This window comes from Streptomyces sp. DSM 120436 (assembly GCF_055778765.1).
In genome coordinates this window covers 4,386,305-4,404,475 of the sequence record NZ_JBSKBS010000001.1, presented here as the reverse complement: position 1 = coordinate 4,404,475, position 18,171 = coordinate 4,386,305, and the positions used below count along the sequence as shown (strand labels likewise).

The 18,171-nt window shown below is 70.3% G+C and carries 18 protein-coding genes; 7 read left to right on the top strand and 11 right to left on the bottom strand.

The genetic code is table 11. The annotated features are described in order from the left end of the window. Positions 1-21: 21 nt before the first annotated feature. The 3 genes from ACWH4W_RS19575 to ACWH4W_RS19565 all read right to left on the bottom strand — a co-directional run bounded on the left by ACWH4W_RS19575 (position 22) and on the right by ACWH4W_RS19565 (position 3,379). The gene (locus ACWH4W_RS19575; RefSeq protein ID WP_473077005.1) at positions 22-744 is read right to left on the bottom strand and encodes a baeRF2 domain-containing protein; all 723 of its coding nucleotides are present in this window, start codon (positions 742-744) and stop codon (positions 22-24) included. After that, positions 641-1,135, bottom strand: a complete 495-nt coding sequence (locus ACWH4W_RS19570; protein WP_473077004.1) for a DUF2795 domain-containing protein — start codon at positions 1,133-1,135, stop codon at positions 641-643. Before ACWH4W_RS19570 ends, ACWH4W_RS19575 begins: the two co-directional genes overlap by 104 nt. A 780-nt stretch (positions 1,136-1,915) precedes the next feature. Continuing rightward, entirely contained in the window at positions 1,916-3,379 is a 1,464-nt protein-coding gene (locus tag ACWH4W_RS19565; RefSeq protein WP_473077003.1) for an aminotransferase class I/II-fold pyridoxal phosphate-dependent enzyme, read from the bottom strand. A gap of 194 nt (positions 3,380-3,573) precedes the next feature. Here ACWH4W_RS19565 and ACWH4W_RS19560 point away from each other — a divergent pair, with 194 nt between their 5' ends. Continuing rightward, positions 3,574-4,770 carry an amidohydrolase gene (locus ACWH4W_RS19560; RefSeq protein ID WP_473077002.1) on the top strand — a complete coding sequence of 399 codons (1,197 nt, stop codon included), beginning with the start codon at positions 3,574-3,576 and terminating at the stop codon, positions 4,768-4,770. 133 nt (positions 4,771-4,903) lie between these two features. Here ACWH4W_RS19560 and ACWH4W_RS19555 read toward each other — a convergent pair whose 3' ends face one another. Beyond that, positions 4,904-5,035 (bottom strand): hypothetical protein, encoded by a 132-nt coding sequence (locus tag ACWH4W_RS19555; RefSeq protein WP_473077001.1) that lies wholly within the window; start codon positions 5,033-5,035, stop codon positions 4,904-4,906. A 496-nt stretch (positions 5,036-5,531) separates the two neighbouring features. Between ACWH4W_RS19555 and ACWH4W_RS19550 the strand changes: the two genes are divergently transcribed. Then, entirely contained in the window at positions 5,532-5,948 is a 417-nt protein-coding gene (locus tag ACWH4W_RS19550; RefSeq protein ID WP_473077000.1) for a CBS domain-containing protein, read from the top strand. Further along, positions 5,884-6,486: a DUF5133 domain-containing protein gene (locus tag ACWH4W_RS19545; protein WP_473076999.1), complete on the top strand. Its 603-nt coding sequence runs from the start codon at positions 5,884-5,886 to the stop codon at positions 6,484-6,486. Before ACWH4W_RS19550 ends, ACWH4W_RS19545 begins: the two co-directional genes overlap by 65 nt. Positions 6,487-6,495: 9 nt before the next feature. On the opposite strand, the gene ACWH4W_RS19540 is transcribed toward ACWH4W_RS19545, so the two are convergent. The 7 genes from ACWH4W_RS19540 to ACWH4W_RS19510 all read right to left on the bottom strand — a co-directional run bounded on the left by ACWH4W_RS19540 (position 6,496) and on the right by ACWH4W_RS19510 (position 12,371). Further along, positions 6,496-6,822 carry a plasmid stabilization protein gene (locus ACWH4W_RS19540; protein WP_473076998.1) on the bottom strand — a complete coding sequence of 109 codons (327 nt, stop codon included), beginning with the start codon at positions 6,820-6,822 and terminating at the stop codon, positions 6,496-6,498. A 53-nt stretch (positions 6,823-6,875) separates the two neighbouring features. After that, a complete protein-coding gene (locus ACWH4W_RS19535; RefSeq protein WP_473076997.1) occupies positions 6,876-7,064 on the bottom strand; it encodes a hypothetical protein in 189 nt (62 codons plus the stop codon). Positions 7,065-7,149: 85 nt separating this feature from the next. Beyond that, complete coding sequence (locus tag ACWH4W_RS19530; protein WP_473076996.1) at positions 7,150-7,764, bottom strand: PP2C family protein-serine/threonine phosphatase; 615 nt, start codon at positions 7,762-7,764, stop codon at positions 7,150-7,152. After that, positions 7,659-8,024: a GAF domain-containing protein gene (locus ACWH4W_RS19525; RefSeq protein WP_473076995.1), complete on the bottom strand. Its 366-nt coding sequence runs from the start codon at positions 8,022-8,024 to the stop codon at positions 7,659-7,661. Before ACWH4W_RS19525 ends, ACWH4W_RS19530 begins: the two co-directional genes overlap by 106 nt. A 1,260-nt stretch (positions 8,025-9,284) precedes the next feature. Further along, on the bottom strand, positions 9,285-9,695 hold the full coding sequence (locus ACWH4W_RS19520; protein ID WP_473076994.1) for a four-helix bundle copper-binding protein: 411 nt from the start codon (positions 9,693-9,695) through the stop codon (positions 9,285-9,287). A gap of 545 nt (positions 9,696-10,240) precedes the next feature. Then, positions 10,241-10,816 (bottom strand): DUF421 domain-containing protein, encoded by a 576-nt coding sequence (locus ACWH4W_RS19515; protein WP_473076993.1) that lies wholly within the window; start codon positions 10,814-10,816, stop codon positions 10,241-10,243. 295 nt (positions 10,817-11,111) lie between these two features. Then, complete coding sequence (locus ACWH4W_RS19510; protein WP_473076992.1) at positions 11,112-12,371, bottom strand: cation:proton antiporter domain-containing protein; 1,260 nt, start codon at positions 12,369-12,371, stop codon at positions 11,112-11,114. Between the two features lie 215 nt (positions 12,372-12,586). Here ACWH4W_RS19510 and ACWH4W_RS19505 point away from each other — a divergent pair, with 215 nt between their 5' ends. From ACWH4W_RS19505 to ACWH4W_RS19490, 4 genes are all read left to right on the top strand, one after another. Then, positions 12,587-13,336 carry a GPR1/FUN34/YaaH family transporter gene (locus ACWH4W_RS19505; protein ID WP_473077553.1) on the top strand — a complete coding sequence of 250 codons (750 nt, stop codon included), beginning with the start codon at positions 12,587-12,589 and terminating at the stop codon, positions 13,334-13,336. A gap of 195 nt (positions 13,337-13,531) precedes the next feature. Next, positions 13,532-15,937, top strand: coding sequence for a molybdopterin oxidoreductase family protein (locus ACWH4W_RS19500; RefSeq protein WP_473077552.1), 2,406 nt, complete (start codon positions 13,532-13,534; stop codon positions 15,935-15,937). Next, the gene (locus ACWH4W_RS19495) at positions 15,934-16,416 is read left to right on the top strand and encodes a hypothetical protein (protein ID WP_473076991.1); all 483 of its coding nucleotides are present in this window, start codon (positions 15,934-15,936) and stop codon (positions 16,414-16,416) included. The genes ACWH4W_RS19500 and ACWH4W_RS19495 overlap by 4 nt, the downstream gene beginning before the upstream one ends. A gap of 474 nt (positions 16,417-16,890) precedes the next feature. Beyond that, positions 16,891-18,159 carry a cation:proton antiporter gene (locus tag ACWH4W_RS19490; RefSeq protein ID WP_473076990.1) on the top strand — a complete coding sequence of 423 codons (1,269 nt, stop codon included), beginning with the start codon at positions 16,891-16,893 and terminating at the stop codon, positions 18,157-18,159. Positions 18,160-18,171: the final 12 nt, after the last annotated feature.

The window sequence follows — 18,171 nt, the reverse complement described above, 5'->3', positions numbered from 1 at the left end:
GCTTTCTCGCCTGTGCCGCTGTTATGCCGGAGTCGTCTCGTAGGTCCAGCGCAGAAGGGCGCCCAGGCCGCCCGTCGGAATGTCCGTGGCGTCCGTGCCGTCCTCGTCCGCCGGGGGGACGACCAGTACGTCGGCGGCGGTGACGGCGGCTGCGCGCAGCAACGCGTCATCCGCGCGTACCGCCGTCGGATCGCTCTCCCCCAGCGTCCGGGCGTCGCTCCGGCGCGCCGCGACCTGGTCGGGCCGGGCGCCCACCCATGTCTCACGGTCCAGCTCCGGTCCGTCGGGCCGGACGAGCAACGTGTCGATGCGGTGCTCCCGGGCCGCTTCCACCAGCGCCGGGATGCCTTCCACCGCCTCCGTGGGCCGGTCGGTGCCCACACGGCCGGCGCGGAAGCGGTCGAGCACCTCCTCGAGACGGCGACGCGTGTACCGCCGCCGGGCCTGCTCGATGGCCTCCTCCAGCGCGGGGGAGGCGGACCCGGCGGCGCGACCGCCGTGTTCGGTCTCCGTCGTGACCCGGCGGACCGCTTCGGGGAGCTTCTCGTGCACGGCCGGCCGCTCGCGGGGGTCACCGGCCAGGACGACCAGGTCGGCACCCTCCTCCTCGAGCGTCCGGCACGCTTCGCGGACGGACAGCTCACGCCGCTTGGCACCCGACTCGTCGTTCTGGGCGGGGTCGAAGTACACGGTGGCCCACGGGCCCGGTCGGTCGAAGAGCGGTTGCAGGAAAGACAGCTGCACTTTTCCTCCTTCGGTCCGTTGCCGGCCGGGTGCCCGAAGCAGGGCGAGAGACACACGACGAACCCGGCACGCGGGTCTCATCCCGCGTGGTCCGGCTGCGGCCGGAGCGCCGTCGGTGCCCTCGGAGCGGCGGACGGTCTCTCCGCCCGGCTGCGCCGGCCAACCGGTCCCATGTCATCCTTCGAGGGGGTCGGCGACCCGACACCGGTGCGCTCGGGAGCCGTCCGGGCTGTTCGTTCCCGAACACGGCCTTCTGGACGTCGTTCGGACCGTCGAACTCGTCCGCGGGGGCATCGGCGAGCTTCTCCACGAGGGTGTCGTCCGCACCGTTGTCCTTGGCCAGCGTGACCAGGTCGTCGCGGCTGGCAGAGTATTCAGCGCCCTTGGGCATTGGGGCGCGACCTCAGTGGCGGTGACCATACCCTGCTCATCCCGGCGCCGGCCGCGCACCACGACGACCCCTGCGGTGTCGGTGATCGGTTCGCCGCCACTGCGGCCGGGCAGCTGGCCGACGGGACGCTGGTGGGCGAAGCGGTCAAGGCCGCCGTCGTCGCCGCGAGCGGGTTCGTCACCGCGGGCGGCGCGGGCACCGTACCCGATGAGGCGGCCCCCGGGTCCGAGACGCGTCCCCGGCCACCGGGTGAGGACGGCGCGGACGCGGCTCCCGACCCGCCGACGGTGATCGACCGGGTGCGGGCTGCCCGTACGGAGTGCGACTGCCCACGGTTGCTCAATACGGTCCACCGAAACGTCCATGCCCCAGCTCCTCCATCGCATCCGGCGCCGGCCCTCCAGCCGCATCATCGGTACCCGGCACCACCCATGTGTGACGCTGCATGACGGGGCTCTCGACATTCCCTCCGACCGCAACCGGAGGGGCGACGGCCGCCGACCGGAGCCATCGCAGGGCGGCCTTCCCGTCACCTGTCGGCGAAATGTCGAGTGTCGCCATACCGAGCTGCGGCGTCGCCTGCTCCGGTGACATGCTGTCTGCGCCTCCGCGGTATTGGGCAGTGCCACGGGCATCAGCGCATCAGTCTGCCTCTGGACGCGACGAGTTGAGGACGTCACGGTCACCGGTGCCGGTGCGGTCAGCGGCACCCGCGACCAGGGAGCGGCGAACGAGGAACCTCGGACCCGGTCGTCCGAGCACGTCTTCGATCAACCGCCGTCAGTCCCGCGCCACCACACGGAGCGTCTTGACCGAAGGGTCGGCCGCGTCCGGGATCAGGACCCCGTGCTCGACGCCACTGCGCAGGTAGTCCAATACCTCGTTGGTGATGACTTCACCGGGAGCGACGGCGGGCACCCCCGGCGGGTAAGGGCTGATCGTCTCCGCGGCGATCCGTCCCGCCGCGCGCGCGGCGGGCACGTGCTCCACCGGGGCGAAGAACGCCTCCCGCGGCAGCATCGCCTGCTCCAGTTCCAGGGACGAGGGCTCGGGCAGGCGCACCGGCGGCTGCTTCTCGATGGAGTCAGCGCCCTCGACCAGCGCGCGCAGGGCGTCCAGCAGGACCTTCTCGGTCTCGTCGTCGTCGGCGTGCGTGATGGACGCGCTGATCCGGCAGGTGTCGGAGCCGCCGACGTCCACCTGCCGGTTCGCCCGCAGCCATTCGGCCGCCTGCATGCCGCTGATGCCCAGTTCCCGTACGTCGATCACCATCTTCAGCGGGTCGAACGCGGCGGCGAACCCTTCCTCGACGACCTCCCCGCCCATGGGCCGCAGGCCGGGCAGATCGCCGACGGCCGACCGGATGCGCTCCGCACGGTGCAGCGCGGCGTCCAGGAGATCGTGTCCGTGTTCGACCATCTGACGGCGCCAGCCGTCGAGGGTCGCGTAGACCAGGGAGGAGGCGCTGGTGGTGCCCAACAGGTCCTCCCGCTGCTTGAGGGCCTCCGGCGACACCCGGTCGTACTGGAGGTGGAAGACGGAGCTCTGCTCGATGGCCCCGCCCATCTTGTGGACGCTGGTGACCACCAGGTCGGCCTCGGCGTCCATGCCCCAGGCCGGAAGCCCGGGATGGAACGGAAGGTGGGCCCCCCACGCCTCGTCGACGATCAGCGGGACGTCGAACTCGTGGCAGACCCGGGCCACGCCCGCCACGTCCGCACAGGTGCCCCAGTCGGTGGGAGTGATGAGCAGCATGCCCTTGGCGTCCGGGTGCTCCTCAAGGCGGCGCCGGACGTCCTCGGGCTCCGGCGGGTGCGCCAGGTGCCGTTCGGCGTCGAACTTCGGGTGCACCCAGATCGGCTCCACGCCGTTGACGACGACGGCCGCGATCACCGACTTGTGCGCGTTGCGGGACAGCAGCAGTTTCTCGCCGGGGCCGGCCACGGCCAGCATGGCGGTCTTGACCGACAAGGAACTGCCACAGGTGGAGAAGAACGCCTGTTCGGCCCCTACGGCGTCGGCCATCAGTTCCTGGGCCTGACCGAGCACGCCCTGGGACTGACGGCGGTCGTCCAGTCCGTTGAGGGACAGTACGTCCGACCGGAACACGTCGAGCCCGACGATGTCCGCCACCCGCGGGTCCACGCCTCGGCCCTGCTTGTGCCCCGGCGGGCCGAAGACCACGTCCCCACGACGCCGGAACTCCTCGAGCGCTTCCAGCACGGGTACCCGCGAGTGATCCATCGTTCCTCCCAGCGGTCGTCCTCCACCCGGCCGTTTCCGGCACGGCGACGTCGCTCTGCGTCGTCCGAGAGCGCACCGAACGTGTTGCACCGGTTCTCCGGTCGAAACCCGGAGGTGTTACGACGCCCGGTTGACGGCACCCGGTGGTGCACGACACGAAGACCGACGACCGCACCTTGATCCGAGGAGGCCAGGTGGCCCGTACGCCTTCCGGCGGTGATGTGCATGCCGACGTTCACGACAGACTGCGCGCGGAGGTAGCGAAACGGGCGGATCAGTTGTGGGAGGTCGCCCGCGAGTTGCACGCCCACCCCGAGCACGCCTTCTCCGAGCACCGGGCCGCGGCGCTGTTGACGGATACGCTGGAGAGGGCCGGTTTCGAGGTCGAGCGCGGAACGGCTGGGATGCCCACCGCGTTCACCGCCCGTTCGGGCCACGGGCGTCCCGCCGTGGCCCTACTGCTGGAGTATGACGCCTTGCCAGGTCTCGGCCACGCCTGCGGGCACAACCTCATCGCGGCCGCCGGTCTGGGAGCGGCACTCGCGCTGAACGCGGTGCTGGACGCCTCGGCCGGACGTGTCATGGCTGTCGGGACGCCGGCCGAGGAGGGCGGGGGCGGAAAGGTCCTGGAAGTGGGGGCCGGCGTGTTCGACGACGTCGACGCCGCGCTGATGTTCCACCCTGGCGTGTACGACTGGACGCGGGCCCCGCTGACCGCGCAGGTGCAGTACCGGGTGGCCTTCCACGGCCGCGCCGCGCACCCCACCGGCAACCCGACCGAGGGCGTCGACGCCCTCCTGGCGCTGGTCGAGCTGTTCAACGTCCTGACCGCCCTGGGCAGGCGTCTGCCGGCAGCCTCCCACATCCAGGGGATCGTCACCGACGGGGGCAAGGCCACCAACATCGTCCCGGAGTACGCGGCGGGGCTGTTCGGCCTGCGCGCGGCGACGAACGAGGAGTTGGAGGACCTGACCGGGCAGTTGCGCGCCGCCGCCGAGGGTGTCGCCCACGCCACGGGCACCCGGGCCGAGGTGGAACGGGCCACGCTCCGCTACGAGCACTTCCGTGACAGCGGCCCACTGTCCGAGACGTTCGCCGGACATCTGTCCGGAGCGGGGATCAAGCTGACGCCGCCCGCGCCGGGCGTCTACCTGGGATCGTCGGACATCGGCAACGTCAGTACACGCGTGCCTGCCATCCATCCCTTCGTCGCCATCATGAACGACGGGTCCGACCACACCCCCGAGTTCGCCGCGGCAGCCGCCTCCCCGCGGGCCCGCGACGTGCTCGTCGCCGTCACCGGCGCGCTGGCCTGCACGGCCGCGGACCTGCTCCTCGACGCGGACCTGCGCGAGGAGGCGTGGAGACTGCACCGGGAGACGGGACGCTGAGCCATGTCCGCCACAGCCGTCTTCACCGAGTGCATCGCCTCGCGTCACGCCGAACGAGGCATCCGCGCCAGCCTCGTTTCCCCTGGCCCACCTGGACCGTGCTCGATCTGACAGGTCGGCGCTTTGCGGGCGACTACCTCACGAAGCTGGGCAGTTCGGCCCCGACGGGCCGGGTCGCCCAGTCCGAAGAGGCAGGCCCCGCGTACGTCCACCTGGTCTCGAACACGGACTCCAGCTTCACGGTCAGCGAGGTGACAGTCGTCACCGGTGGCTTGACCGGCACCCGATGGTGAACGGGCCATGAGAGTCGTAGCCACCCGCCGGAGAACGCAAGACGGTGCACATGGGAAACGACGGTGCCGATGTCACCGGTTCGCACTCACAACGCCCGCCTCTGTCCGCCGCGGAGGATCGACCGTCCCCCGCTCCCCGGTGTCTCACTTGCACCCCTTCCGTACCGATCCCACATGTCCCGGCTCCGGGCGCGTGCACCCGACGGTCATGCAGATGTCGACCGCGTCCTTGATCGACCGTTCCGTGCCGGCTCTCGTCCAGAGCTACACCTGGCCGCCAGGTTTGTTGCGCGAAAGTCCCGACGGCATGGGCCCGCACCCGCGCGCTGGGCAGGCCGCGCACGCAGTCAGCGGAGAAAGGAGGAATGGCCCGTTACCAGCCGTAGCGCTCGGGAACACATGTCGCATCCGTCCAATCGCCGCCCTCGGCCCGCGTGCGGAAGGTGGCACACCGAAGAAGGGAAGTCCATGACCAAGGCGCGCGACATCATGACCGGCGGAGCCGAGTGCATCGGTGCCGAGGAGACGGTGCTGGACGCGGCCCGCAAGATGAAGGACCTCGGGGTCGGCGCGCTGCCGATCTGCGGCACCGACAACAAGCTGAAGGGCGTCCTGACCGACCGGGACATCGTGGTGAAGGTCCTGGGTGCCGGAAAGGACCCGGCCACCTGTCCGGCCGGGGAACTGGCCCAAGGTGAGGCCGTCACCATCGGTGCCGACGACGACGTACAGGAGATCCTGCGCACCATGTCCGCTCACAAGGTGCGCCGTCTGCCGGTGATCGACGGACACGACCTGGTCGGCATGGTCGCCCAGGCCGATGTCGCCCGCTCCCTGCCCGACCCCCAGGTCGGTGATCTGCTGCAGGCGCTGTCCACCGACTGACGCCGTCCCTGTCCCGAGCCCCGGCCCCTTGTCCCACACGACGTGCGACTGCGGGCCGGGGCTCGGGGCACCCAGGTCCGTATGCGGCCCAAGCGAGCGGCGGCGACCAGGGGAGACCCCGACGTTGCTGACACACCCTGCCGTCTCGAAGGACCTGGTCGAGCAGTACGAGGCGCTGCACGTAGAGAACGGCGGCGAGGAATACCGGCGATGCCTGGACGGCGTCAGCTGCACCCTGTGCGTGTTCACCGGCACGCGTGACATCGTCTCCGCCCTCATGGCGGCACGTCACCAGATACCTGTGGCTCACCGCATGGAACAGACCCGCACCCGGTACGCGGAGGCGTACCGGGTCAGGCACCTTGAAGCTCAGGAAACGGCATGGCGCCAGGCCACCCGACTGACCGAGTGCGTGAGCGCAGTACGCACACAGTCAAGGCCATGCCACCGGAGCAGACCACAGCAGAAGCCGAAGCGAGGATCAGCTGGGCAGCAGCCACCTGGCCCCGCCCCGTCCGTCTTCCAGCCGACGGTGTGAAACCTCGGGTCAGCGGCCCAGGGCGTTCTCCAACTGCTTCTTACTCATCGAGGAGCGGCCCTGGATGTTGCGCTTCTTGGCCTCTTCGTACAACTGGTCCTTGGTGGGGCCCTGCGCGCCGCTGTGTGAGCGCTGTCCGCCGCGCTGGGATGCCGACTTGGGGTCACGCGTCGAGGTCTTGCTGGCGCTCTTCGACTCGCCCGCCCTGGCCCGCTCCTTGTTGACCGTCCGTGCGGCGATCTCCTTGGCGCGCTTCGACGATGCGCCGCGGTCCTCGGCGCCCTCCTTGATGTGTTCGTACTGGCGCTCACGCTTGGAGCTCGATCCGGCCGGCATGGCGTATCTCCCTTCTCGGGTGGATCGGTGACTGCGACAGGTCGCCGGGAGGGTTACGGGTGCTCGGTCTGCTGGTCCGGCGGCACTCCGCCGCCTTCTCCGCCGCCCTTGTCGCCCTTGTCCGTGCCGTGGGCGCTGCTGCCCTTCGCCTCCATCTCGCGGGCCTTGTTCTCGCCGCTCTGCTGGGGCGTGCCGCCGCCCTTCTGACTGCGTCGCTGTTCTGGCTGCTGTGGATTGGACATGTGTGAGCACCTGTCTCGCTTCGGAGGTTGTTCGGGGCGACGGGTTCCCCTGAGGGACCACCCGAAGCATGCAGCCGTCGTGCGGTCAGCCCGCGTCGTGGTGCACCGCGTCGTGGTGAAGGACCAGGAGAGCGATGTCGTCGGCACGCTGCCTGTCCGTGCCGGCTTTGCTGAGCAGGTGGTCGATGAGCAGGTCGAGGTCCCGTTCGTCGGCCTGGGCGAGATGGTGCGCGAGGCCGGCGATGGCGTCGTCGAGATCGATCCCCGGTTTTTCGATGAGGCTGTCGGTGTAGAAGGCGAGCGTCAAGCCCGGGGTGAGGGGGATCTCGGTCAGGGGGAAGACGGCCTCGGGGTCGATTCCCAGGAGGGGGCCGGGCGAGACGTCGGCGGGCCGGGTGTCGCCGTCGGCCAGGCGCAGTAGGGGTGGCGGGTGGCCGGCGCCGGCCAGCGTCACGCGTCGGCAGGCGAAGTCGAGGCGGGCGTAGAGGCAGCTGGTGAAGAGGTCGGCGAGGAGCCGGTTGGTTCTGGCGAGGATCTGGTCGGGGGACGTGCCGACGGTCGCGTGGGCGTAGATGCCGGCGCGGACCTGGCCCATCACAGCGGCGGCGGCGACGTTGTGCCCTTGGACGTCGCCGATGACGGCCGCGGCGGCGGTGTCGCCGAGCCGGATCGGGTCGTAGAAGTCACCGCCGATGGCCATGCCCCGGGTCGCGGGGAGGTAGCGGGCGGCGACGCGCAGACCGGCGATCTCGGGAGGGCTCGCGGCAGTACCGCCTGCTGGAGGCCGTGCGCAAGTTCGTGCTTGGTGTCGTAGAGGCGGGCGCGGTCGAGCGCCTGGGCGATGAGGCCGGCGAGCGAGGTCATGACGGCGCGTTCCTCGGCCGGGAACGCGCGGGGGTGGTCGTAGGACAGGATGCAGCAGCCGACGGGCCGGCCGGAGATGATCAGGGGAAGGCCCATGCCTGTTTTCCGCTGACCTGAGGGGCCTTGGGGTACAGCCGGCGCATCTCCTCCGGATCGGAGAAGAAGGCGGGGATACCGCTGCTGAGGGCGCGCCCGGCCGGGGGGAAGCCGGTGTCGATGGACAGACCGTCGAGGCGCTCGATGATGTGGGGTCGTAGCCGCGGTATCCGGTGATCCGCAGCCGGCCGGCCTCCGCTGTGGACAGCACCAGGCCCCGCGCGCCGAAGGCGGGCATGACCTGTTCGGCGACCAGGGTGACGACGTCCTGTATTCCGACGACCTCGGTCAGTCCGGCGGCCAGGTGGGTGAGCTGGTAGGGCCTGCCCGCGCGGGCCGGAGTGGCCGGGCGCGCGGAGTGGCTCGACGCCGGTGCGGGCGGGGGCTGTACACCGCTGGGGACGATACGGATGCTGATTCCGCTGGCGTCCGGGTAGAGGTGGAACTCCAGGTTGCGCGGAAGGCCCTGCGGGCCAGCGATCGACGCGCCACCACACACAGCACGGCTCCACGGCTATGGGCGAATCGCCGGGTACGCAGCAGGACAGTGACAGCCGTGGCGGTGACCAAGGGCGTTTGTACATCGATGATCACGGTGCGGGCGGCCGACCGCGAGATCTCCCCGCAGAGGTGCCCGTGGGCGACGTCCTCCGTGTTGAAATCGATGGCGTCGTCGATCTCTCTCAATCACGATCTGGTCTTCGGTGAGGCAGTGGCACGGAAACAGCAACACGGACTCCTCGGATACATGCCTGGCCAGCGGACTGCCGCTTCCTGACGCCGTATCCGCCGTGCCCCTGCCCCGGCGGCTGATGCCAAAGATCGGCGTGGTCTTGCCCACCCGACCCCGCAGACTGGACGCGGGCACGGATCGCGGATCCGACGTACCCCTGCCCTGCCGGCCAGAATGTCTGCGGTGATGTCGGACAGCGTCTGACCCGACCCGAACGCTCCGGTGCGGAAAAGCGCCAGGGCATCCTCGAGCACACGTGCGCTCCGCCGCGCCGACCCCTGGCTGAGATCACCGCGTGCGCCGACGTCCTCTCGCTCACGGACATGCGATGCCTCCTCGCGGCATAGCCGGCCGCTCCGTGCCTCGGGATTGCACCGAACATTCCTTCAAGATCATCCGGCCACTTGCGACCGGCTCGCGTGCGGTCCGCGCGGATGCGACCGGGCGGAACTGGGGACCCACAGGCTGCCGCCCTCCGAAGCCGGCCCCGTCCGCCCGATGCAGCGGCGGAGTGGACGGGGAGTATGTCAGCCCAGGGAATCGATCAGGTCGTTGCACGCCTGCTCGCAGCGGCGGCAGGCTTCGGCGCACACGCGGCAGTGGTCGTGCTGGTCGGCGTGGCGCCCGCACTCGTCGGCACAGGCTTTGCAGACGGTGGCGCACGCCTGGAGGATCGCGCGGGTGATGTTGGCGTCGTAGCCGGTGTGGCGGGACAGTACCGCGGCGGTGGCGTTGCAGATGTCGGCACAGTCGGCGTTCGTGCGGATGCACTTGGTCAGTTCACCGACCATCTCCTCCGACAGGCATGCGTCCGCGCACGCGGTACACGCCTGTGCACAGGCGATGCACTCCTCGATGCACCGGGCGAGCTTCTCCCGGTCCACCCCGCCCAGATCGGCAGGGTAGGTGTCGAGCATGTCCTTGACTGCAGTGGTCATGAAAGAACCCTCCAGTGGTGTCCAACGACGGCTGATTCCGTCCACGTAGGGGTAACACCACGCCCAACGCCGCAAACCGCCGAGTGCTCCGTCAGCACCGCTCGGCCCTGATCGCGGTCGCGGCGCGTTGAACCTGGCGCGAACGGAGGCAACGGCGCCGGCCGCAGATGAGGGGGCAGGGTTGGGCGGCGAGGGGGCGTGAAGACGATGCGCCGAAGGTTCGCGGCGATCGGCTCCCTCACGTCGCGTCCCAGAGCCGGAGGCGTGCCGACGCTGCGAACAGGCGCCAACGTTCTGATCATCTCCCTGGGCCGGCGGTCCTGCGGTTGGCCGGCACCCATACCCCGGGGTGAAGCACCGGCGATGCGTGCGGTTCAGAACCTGACGCGACGAAACAGCGCGTAACCCGTCCCGGCGAGGCCGGCCGCGGTCGCGGCGCGTCCGATGCGGTGGCGGCTCGCGGCTCGCGCGCCGCTCGTCGGTAGTGCCTGTCGCGGGTCCCTCCGGAGAGCCGCTTACCACTGCGGTGTCCAGGGCGAGCCCGTTCAGGCAGGTCCATGACGGTCGCCGCGCTGAGGGGCAGCCTGCTGTCCGACGTCGCGGTGGCGCGTTTGCCACTGCGGCACGTCGTCCATGGCGCTTCCCGAGCCGTGTTGCGAGCGGGAGATCACGCTGAAGCTGCCGTCCGTCTCCAGGACCACCGCGTGTACCAGTTCCAGCGCCCCGGTCCCCTGGGCGCGGATCGCCTGACGCACCTCGTCAGGTGTGACCCGTTGGCGTCGCATCGCCTCATGGAGCAAGCGGCCCTCGTGCAGCAGCAGGGTCGGCTCGGCCTTCACCAGTCGGCGAACACCCCGGAAGCGGACCGACGCCCAGGCGGTGACGAACTGCAGCGTCACCAGCGAGCCGAGGGCGAGGGCCCCCTCCCAGAGGGCCACCTGCCGGTTGAGCAGGATGGTGGCCAGGGTCGATCCCAGTGCGACCGTGACCACCAGGTCGGAGGCGTTCATCTTCGACAAGGTCCGCTTGCCCGACACACGCACCACGGCGATGAGGATCGGGTAGGCCAGCCCCGCCATGGCGAGTACGCGGAAAATCTCATTCCAGGAATCGAAGAACACAAAGCCTCTGGTACCCGGCGCGAGGGCCCCCTCCCACAAGGACCACAAGGACCAAGGTCCGAAAGACCGGTCCGTCAGGTCGGCGGCCGTCCCGCCACCGCCCGGCGGAGCCGCGCACGCTCGTCGGCCTCGTGCCTGTCGCCGGGAGGGCACGGCCGGCTGCGTGGTCCGGCTCGCCGGCCGCCGGCTCGACCGGTCATGCGCGTGGAGCCGGAGAGGGTGAGGCATGTGCCGCCGTGCCGGACCGGACAGGCGCTCCGGCCCCGCGATGGACTCGTGGGTACCCTGTGCGGATTCATGTCACGGTTTCCTCGGTTCCTCCGGTGGCCGCTCGACGGTAGAGGGCCAGACCGGGAGCCGTGGTGACGCCGTGCACGACGGTGCTGGCCACGATGACCAGCGTCCCCGCCGCCAGAACCCCGGGGTCGGCGCCGAGCCGGTGGGCCTCCATGGTCAGGTAGAACAGGGCCGAGACGCCGATGGGGCCGAACCAGCCCAGGAAGACGGCATCCCGCCAGGGCAGGGACAGGGAGCGCTTGAGGGCGAGCAGGACCGGCAGACGGCGCACCAGCAGCGCGCCGAGAACCAGCAGGGTGCCGCGCCACCAGCCCAGCTGGCCCCACTCGTGCCAGGGGATCATGGCTCCGAGCAGTACGAACAGCGGCAGGACGAGGAAGCGGTTGACCGCTTCGTCGATCTTGTTCTCACTCGCCCGTTCGTCCACCGAACTGACCGCGTTGAAGGCCAGGCCACTGACGAAGACGGCCAGAACGCCGTCGAAGCGCAGCAGCCCGGACACGCCCAGCACGAAGAGGGCCAGCAACAGGGTGTACACCAGCAGCGGGCCGGGTGAGATGCTTCCGCCCCTCTCCGCCACGCGCAGTACTTTCCCTCCCAACCAGCCCGCTGCCACTCCGAGAACGAGCGCGCCCAGCACCTGCCACAGGGACTCGGTCAGCGCTCGTGTCCCCGTCAGCGGTCCGGCGATCGCCACAGCGGCGAGCACCAGGGGCAGCGCGAGCCCGTCGTTGGCACCCGACTCCAAGGAGAGCAACTGCCGGGTCCGGGCGGCGATGCCCTTTTCTGCGGGCTCGCCGGTGACGACGCTGGAGGCGAGCACCGGGTCGGTCGGGCACAGAGCCGCTCCCAGCAGCGCTGCCGTACCGAGTCCGAGCCCGAGTACGACGACCGACACCACCGTGGTGAGCAGTGCCATCCCGGCCATGGCCACGACCAGCAGGACGAGCAGCGGCCTCGCCCGCGCTCGCACCTCACGGAACGGATAGCGCAGGGCCACGGCCATGACCGAGACCGCCAGGAGCAGACGGGACACCTCGTGCAGCTCTTTGTGTCCCTCCACCACTGTGGGCAGATCAACGGCTCCCAGCGCCTCCGGACCGAACACCACACCCGTCAGCAGGGCCAGGAGCGGCGCGCTCAGCGGGACGCGCCGGAGAGGCCCGGAGAGCGCCGCCACCACCAGTCCCAGGGCACCGACCACCGTCAGCAGGACGTTCAGCATGCCCGTCTGCTTGCCCGGCCGTGAAAGGAACATGTCCCTTCAGCCCGTCAACCCGCCCGATGGACCAGCCCCGCCGTAGACGCCTGCTCCGGGTCATCGGACAGGTCCGGCGTGTTCCCAGGTGCTCCCATGGCTGGGCAAGCGGCTCGGCACCGCGTGAGCCGTCCGCCGGAGAACCCCAGAAGGCGCAAGAAGTCGATCCAGGGTAGGAAGGGACGAGTCCAGGAATCAACGCCGTGGAGCCCGAGATGGTCAATTCCGCGAACGGGGGCGCGCACCCCGGCGCCCGGCCCGCGGGAATCGGTGGGGAACGGCCCGAGGGTGCGCGGGAGGAGGCGAGAGAGCCTTATTCTCGCATTGTCGTGCGTCCCGTGGGCAGCCCTCTGCCCCTGGGGTTCGTGGGGCTGTCCGGTGGCACCTTCGTCCTGGCGGGGCTGCAGCTCGGCTGGGTTCCGGCGGCTCAGTCGCACGCGGTCGCGCTGGTGCTGCTGGCCTTCGTCTTCCCGGTGCAGGCGCTGGCGAGCGTGCTGGGGTTCCTGTGCCGTGACGCCGTCGCGGCAACAGGCATGGGTGTACTGGCCGGCACCTGGCTGGCGATGGGTGCGATCATGGCGAGCGGCCCGCCGGGGGCCACCAGCGAAGCCGCCGGGTTGCTGCTCCTGCTGGCCGGGCTCGCGCTGCTGATACCGGTCACGGCCGGCGGAGCCGACAAACTCGTCGCCTCCGTGGTCCTGGTCACGTCGTCACTGCGCTTCTTCCTCACCGGCGCCTACCACCTGTCCGGCGGCACGGCATGGAAGGAGGCGGCCGGCGTCACGGGCCTGGTGCTCACCGCTGTCGCGCTGTATGCCGCACTGGCCTTCGAAGTCGAGGACGTCAGGCGCCGTACGGTACTGCCGACGTTGCGGCGAGGCTCGGGGGCCAGGGCCTTCGACGGTACCTCCGGGCACCAGTTCGCCGACGTCATCAAGGAAGCCGGAGTGCGCCGGGAGCTGTGACGACATCGGCCGTCGGGCCGGGGAGTTCTTCCTTTCGAGAATCCGGGAAATCGTCCCGTCCGGTCCGGGTACCCACCGCCCGTGTCATCGCCGCGCCGGCATGACGCGCGCTACGTGTGAAAGGGGATGGTGGCCGTGGGCCGCAGGGACGCGATCGCCGAGCCGTGGGGAAGCCGGACGCCGTACGGGCCGGGCATGCCCTGGCCGGTGCGGGTGGACACCCACCTGGCGGAAGGCGTGAGCGCCGAGCAGGTGGACCGGTGGGTGCCGTCGGCGTCCATCCTGCATTCGAACGGGGATGCGATGGACATCGCGGTGAAGGACGGCCGGATCGTCGGGGTGCGGGGCCGGGCGCACGACCGGGTCAACCACGGCCGGCTGGGCCCGAAGGACCTGTTCGGCTGGCAGGCGAACGCCTCCGCCGACCGGCTGACGCGGCCGCTGGTGCGGGAGAACGGCAGGCTGGTGGAGACCGACTGGGACACCGCGATGGACCGCGTCGTGGCACGGACCCGGGAACTCCTGGAGGAGCAGGGACCGAGTGCGATCGGCTTCTACACCACCGGGCAGCTGTTCGCCGAGGAGTACTACACGCTGGGGGTGATCGCCCACGGCGGGCTGGGCACCAACCACGTGGACGGCAACACCCGGTTGTGCACGGCGACCGCGGCGGCGGCGTTGAAGGAGTCGTTCGGCTGTGACGGGCAGCCCGGCTCCTACGCCGACATCGACCACGCGGACGCCATCGCCCTGTTCGGCCACAACATGGCCGAGACGCAGAGCGTGCTGTGGGCGCGGGTGCTGGACCGGCTGGCAGGACCCAACCCGCCCGCCCTGGTCTGCGTCGACCCCCGGACGACGCCGGTGGCACGGGCGGCCACCGTGCACCTGGCACCCCGCCCGGGGACGAACGTGGCGCTGATGAACGGCCTGCTGCACGAGATCATCGCCAACGGCTGGATCGACCGCGACTACATCGACGCCCACGTCGTGGGTTTCGACGAGTTGAGCGAACGGGTCGAGGACTATCCGCCCGAGCACGTGGCGGAGATCTGCGACGTGCCCGCCGACCGGATCCGTGAAGCCGCCCGCGTGCTGGGCACCGCGCAGCGGCTGATGTCCACGGTGCTCCAGGGCTTCTACCAGTCCCACCAGGCCACTGCCGCCGCCGTCCAGGTCAACAACCTGCACCTGATCCGCGGCATGCTGGGCCGGCCCGGCTGCGGCCTGCTGCAGATGAACGGACAGCCCACGGCGGAGAACACCCGCGAATGCGGCGCGGACGGTGATCTCGCGGGATTCCGCAACTGGTCCAACGACGCGCACGTGGCCGAGCTGGCCCGCGTGTGGAACATCGACCCGATGCAAATTCCGCACTACTCCCCGCCCACCCACGCCATGCAGATGATGCGGTACGCGGAGGACGGGTCCATCCGCATGCTGTGGGTCAGCGCCACCAACCCCGCGGTGTCCCTGCCGGAACTGGGCCGCATCCGCTCCGTACTTGCCCAGAAGCGGTTGTTCCTGGTGGTCCAGGACCTCTTCCTGACCGAGACGGCACAGCTGGCGGACGTGGTGCTGCCCGCGGCCACCTGGGGCGAGAAGACCGGCACCTTCACCAACGCCGACCGCACGGTCCACCTGTCGGAGAAGGCCGTCGACCCTCCCGGCCAGGCACGTGCGGACCTGGACATCTTCATCGACTACGCGCGCCGCCTGGACCTGCGCGACAAGGACGGCCGGCCGCTGGTGAAGTGGCACGACGCGGAATCGGCCTTCGAGGCGTGGAAGGAATGCAGCCGCGGCCGGCCGTGCGACTACACCGGCCTCACCTACGACAAGCTGCGCGAGCGCGGCGGCATCCAGTGGCCGTGCACCGAGGAGCACCCGGACGGCACCGAACGCCTCTACGCCGACGGCGCGTTCTTCAGCGACCCCGAGTACTGCGAGAGCTACGGCCGGGACCTGCTCACCGGCGCCCCGCTCGAACCCGCCGAGTACAAGGCGCTCAACCCCGACGGCAAGGCCATGCTCAAGGCAGCCGGTTTCCTTCCGCCCCACGAGCAGCCCGGCGAGGACTTCCCGTACGTACTGATCACCGGCCGCACGCTGTACCACTTCCACACCCGCACCAAGACCGCCCGCGCCCCGCAACTGCAGGCCGCCGCCCCGGAGGTGTGGGTGGAGATCTCAGCCCGCGACGCGAGCGCGGAAGGACTGGAGGAGGGGGACCTGATGGAGGTCACCACACCCCGCGGCAGCGTCCGGGCCAGGCTGCGCGTCAGCGGCATCCGCGAGGGCGTGCTGTTCCTCCCCTTCCACTACGGCTACTGGGACACGGACGCCGGACACGAACCCGCCCACGCGGGCCGGGCGGCCAACGAGCTCACCCTCACCGACTGGGACCCCGCGTCCAAGCAGCCGATCTTCAAGACCGCGGCGGCCGCCCTCCACCGCGTCGCCGAGGGCGACGGGCCCTCACCCGCCCCGACCACGACCGCCTCCGCCCCGGTGGCCGCGCGCGTGCCCGTGACCACCGGCGGGGAGGGCGCACACGCCGAAGAGGATCCGCGTCCGTCGGGCGAGGGAGGCAGGCGATGAAGATCGGACTGCTGCTGCACGAACTGCACCGGGACGAGAACGACCTCGCACACGAGCTGCTGCGCGTCTCCGAACGTCACAAGGTCGACCATGAGATCTACCACGTCGCCCGGGATCTGGCCCGCTGGTCGCAGCGGCATGTCCGCACCCTCGCGGACCTCGGCGAACGGTTCGGCGTCCGGCTCGATCCCGACCCCGTGGACGAACTGAAGACAGCCGAACGCCTGCGGGACAAGGCCAGCGAGCTCGTCGGCCGGAAACCACAGGTGGCCCTGCTCCTGCTGAGGGACCTCCGGGAGGTCTACATCAAGGCAGCCGGGCTCTCGGTGGACTGGGAGATGCTCGGCCAAGCCGCGCAAGGGCTGAAGGACACCGAACTGCTCGCGACCGTCCAGTCCTGCCACCCCGACACCCTGCGCCAGATGCGGTGGGCGAACGCGAAGCTGAAGGAGTCCTCCACTCAAATCCTCGTCAGCTGACAGCGACACGGCTGCACATCGGTACACGGACAGCGCGCGTGCAGCGGATCAGAACCGAGTCGGCCCCGGCGTTCCGCTCCCGGGCGTCCTCCTGCTGAGGCTCGATCCCTCCCGTCGTCATCTCAGCCGATCAATCCGAGAGGGCCGCGGCGAACGCGTCCGCTGGAGCGCGGGGTGCGGTGGAGGCATTGGTGCCACGCCGTTGCCGGTCCTGCTCGCGCTGACGCGCCCGTCGCACCTGGTCCGGAAAGCGGGTCGGCGGACCGGTCATGGCACAGACCTCCATGGGCCAGAACGACGGCACTTGTGTGTTCTCGGTGTCCCGGGCGCAGCGGATCCGGACGGCAGCGCGCGATGAACAGGTGCTCGGCGGGTAGGCATACCGGGCCCGGGCCGTGGCAGAGGACAGGACAGAGGCGCCTGCCGATCCGGGCCGGCGCCACAAGACCCGGCCGACAGCGGGGAGCGTTCCAGGTGGTACTCGTCATCGTCTTCGGAGCGGCGCTGTTGGTGGCCGTGCTGCTGTCAGGGCTGGCCGCCCGCTCGGTGCTGTCCACCTCGCTGCTGTTTCTGGTGGGCGGCGCGCTCGTCAGCGACGGCTTCCTCGGTCTGATCCACATCACCCCGGACAGCGACATCGTCCGGGTCACCGCGGACCTGGCGCTCTTCGCGGTGCTGTTCACCGACGGGATGCACGTCTCCTTCCCGGCCCTGCGCCGGTCCTGGCGCAACCCGGCCCGCGCGCTCGGCCTGGGCATGCCGCTGGCCTTCCTCGGGGTCGCGCTGCTCACTCACTTCCTCGTCGGCCTGGACTGGACGACGTCCTTCCTGATCGGCGCCGTACTGGCACCCACCGACCCGGTGTTCGCCTCGGCCATCGTGGGCCGCGAGGAGGTCCCCGCCCGGCTGCGGCAACTGCTCAACATCGAAAGCGGCGTCAACGACGGCCTCGCGCTGCCGTTCGTCCTCGTCCTCATCGCGGCGGCCGCCCCCGTCGGCCACACCGAGGACGTCGGTGCCGCCTCGATCGCCGGTGAACTCCTCCTCGGGCTCCTCTTCGGCGTGGCCCTGCCGCTGCTGGTGCACTGGCTGGTCCGCTTCCGGCTGCTGGGCGCGGAACTCTCGCTTCAGCCCCTGCTGCCGCTGGCGGTCGGTGTCATCCTGTACGCGGCCTGCCACCTCACCCACGCCAACCCCTATCTCGCCGCCTTCTCCGCGGGCGCGGTGATCGCCGCACTCGCGCCGCAGGCCAAGGACGCCTTCGAACCGTTGGGGGGAGCCCTCGCCGAGCTCGCCAAGTTCGCGGCGCTGTTGGTCTTCGGCGCCCTGCTCACCCCGCACCTTTTCGGCGAGCTGTCGATCGGCGGCTACGCGGTGGCGGTCCTGTGCATCGTCCTCATCCGCCCGGCCTCGCTGCTGCTGTCCCTGGTGGGCACCGACTTCAACCGCAAGGAGAAGCTCACCGCGGCGTGGTTCGGCCCCAAAGGCTTCGCCTCGGTGGTCTACGGACTGCTGGTGCTCCAGGCCGGCATCCCGCAGGGCGAGGAGGCGTTCACCCTGATCGCCGTCACCATCGCCTTCTCGATCATCGCCCACAGCAGCACGGACGTACCGATCGCACGGATCTTCGACGTCGAAGAACTGATCGGCCTTCCCGACGACGACAGAAAACCACGGCAATGGCCGCAGGAGCACAGCGGCACGGGAACCGGCAACCACGACGACCGGCCCCGTGCGAACTGAGCGGCCTGCCCG

What these genes read in the sequence shown, in the direction of transcription:
- ACWH4W_RS19570 (WP_473077004.1), bottom strand. Translation starts at nt 1,135, where the DNA reads ATGCCCAAGGGCGCTGAATACTCTGCCAGCCGCGACGACCTGGTCACG.
- ACWH4W_RS19565 (WP_473077003.1), bottom strand. Translation starts at nt 3,379, where the DNA reads ATGGATCACTCGCGGGTACCCGTGCTGGAAGCGCTCGAGGAGTTCCGG.
- ACWH4W_RS19550 (WP_473077000.1), top strand. Translation starts at nt 5,532, where the DNA reads ATGACCAAGGCGCGCGACATCATGACCGGCGGAGCCGAGTGCATCGGT.
- ACWH4W_RS19545 (WP_473076999.1), top strand. Translation starts at nt 5,884, where the DNA reads ATGTCGCCCGCTCCCTGCCCGACCCCCAGGTCGGTGATCTGCTGCAGG.
- ACWH4W_RS19540 (WP_473076998.1), bottom strand. Translation starts at nt 6,822, where the DNA reads ATGCCGGCCGGATCGAGCTCCAAGCGTGAGCGCCAGTACGAACACATC.
- ACWH4W_RS19535 (WP_473076997.1), bottom strand. Translation starts at nt 7,064, where the DNA reads ATGTCCAATCCACAGCAGCCAGAACAGCGACGCAGTCAGAAGGGCGGC.
- ACWH4W_RS19530 (WP_473076996.1), bottom strand. Translation starts at nt 7,764, where the DNA reads ATGGCCATCGGCGGTGACTTCTACGACCCGATCCGGCTCGGCGACACC.
- ACWH4W_RS19525 (WP_473076995.1), bottom strand. Translation starts at nt 8,024, where the DNA reads ATGGGCCTTCCCCTGATCATCTCCGGCCGGCCCGTCGGCTGCTGCATC.
- ACWH4W_RS19520 (WP_473076994.1), bottom strand. Translation starts at nt 9,695, where the DNA reads ATGACCACTGCAGTCAAGGACATGCTCGACACCTACCCTGCCGATCTG.
- ACWH4W_RS19510 (WP_473076992.1), bottom strand. Translation starts at nt 12,371, where the DNA reads ATGTTCCTTTCACGGCCGGGCAAGCAGACGGGCATGCTGAACGTCCTG.
- ACWH4W_RS19505 (WP_473077553.1), top strand. Translation starts at nt 12,587, where the DNA reads ATGGTCAATTCCGCGAACGGGGGCGCGCACCCCGGCGCCCGGCCCGCG.
- ACWH4W_RS19500 (WP_473077552.1), top strand. Translation starts at nt 13,532, where the DNA reads ATGCCCTGGCCGGTGCGGGTGGACACCCACCTGGCGGAAGGCGTGAGC.
- ACWH4W_RS19495 (WP_473076991.1), top strand. Translation starts at nt 15,934, where the DNA reads ATGAAGATCGGACTGCTGCTGCACGAACTGCACCGGGACGAGAACGAC.